Origin of the sequence: Psychrobacter sp. AOP7-A1-24 (assembly GCF_052376235.1) — a bacterium.
Lineage (GTDB): Bacteria > Pseudomonadota > Gammaproteobacteria > Pseudomonadales > Moraxellaceae > Psychrobacter.
On the sequence record NZ_JBQSVM010000105.1, the window covers coordinates 1 to 861 of the forward strand.

3 protein-coding genes and 1 pseudogene are annotated in these 861 nt (G+C 42.7%); 1 reads left to right on the plus strand and 3 read right to left on the minus strand.

Features of this window, described 5'->3' with window-relative positions:
- Position 1 precedes the first annotated feature (1 nt).
- From ACT3QQ_RS13900 to ACT3QQ_RS13910, 3 genes and pseudogenes are all read right to left on the minus strand, one after another.
- Positions 2–235: pseudogene (locus ACT3QQ_RS13900) on the minus strand (GMC oxidoreductase); the annotation flags it as partial.
- Positions 236–258: 23 nt separating this feature from the next.
- Positions 259–492 carry a hypothetical protein gene (locus tag ACT3QQ_RS13905; protein WP_444528429.1) on the minus strand — a complete coding sequence of 78 codons (234 nt, stop codon included), beginning with the start codon at positions 490–492 and terminating at the stop codon, positions 259–261.
- Positions 455–622: a hypothetical protein gene (locus ACT3QQ_RS13910; protein ID WP_444520370.1), complete on the minus strand. Its 168-nt coding sequence runs from the start codon at positions 620–622 to the stop codon at positions 455–457. The genes ACT3QQ_RS13905 and ACT3QQ_RS13910 overlap by 38 nt, the downstream gene beginning before the upstream one ends.
- Before the next feature lie 68 nt (positions 623–690).
- On the opposite strand from ACT3QQ_RS13910, the gene ACT3QQ_RS13915 reads away from it, so the two are divergent.
- Complete coding sequence (locus ACT3QQ_RS13915) at positions 691–858, plus strand: hypothetical protein (RefSeq protein WP_444523899.1); 168 nt, start codon at positions 691–693, stop codon at positions 856–858.
- Positions 859–861: the final 3 nt, after the last annotated feature.

Sequence of the window (861 nt, forward strand, 5' to 3'; positions counted from 1 at the left end):
ACTACACCTGATTAAGAATCATATCGGCTGCTCTATCTGCAGTCATAATCGTCGGCGCATTCGTATTACCATTCATCAAAGAAGGCATTACGGAAGCATCAACAACACGCAATCCATCAACGCCTTTTACTCTCAATTGAGGGTCAACGACCGCCTCATCATCGCTACCCATCCTACAAGTCCCGATTGGGTGATATGCAATGACGGTTTCGTTTGTTAGTGCTATAGAAATTTCGTGTATTAGCATGTGTTGTGTCACTAACCCCACTCGTGATACTTTTTCTTGATAGCAATACGTCTAGCATCATGCTCCCCCCCAAATAAAGGCCGATCCCTGCCCTGATAAGAAAGGTAGGCCAACGAAATAAATACCAGTTGCTGACGTGACACCTCGGTATGCAGTGGGCGACCGACATCGTCCAGTACATCAACTTCTAACCAGTTGTAGTCATACTTAAAACCAGTGGCCAACGCTAGTGATGTTATTTTCACTAAAGTCTATTGATAAAGTTGGGTCGCTAATAGGTTCAGGTAACTCTAAAAACGCTCGTACTTCTGGATATTCAGGTAAATCTAGACCATTGTCTTCAACGTATTTATCTGCCCCATCCAAAGGCGCCAAATAGTTTTGTTCTGCTTCATTGACGTTGTCGAATAGATCATCCTTGAATGTTAAGGTGCCATTAGAAAATGACTTTGTTAGGCCTAATGAGTGAAACAATGTGCCAAGCCAGTCAGCAGAAATTGTCTATCCCGCTGCATGTATGTTTGTCTTCCGATGAAGAGATTGGCTGCTTGGGCGTTAGAAATATCTTACCTAAGTTACCAGATTTGATTAAGACACTAAGTTTTGCGTGATTG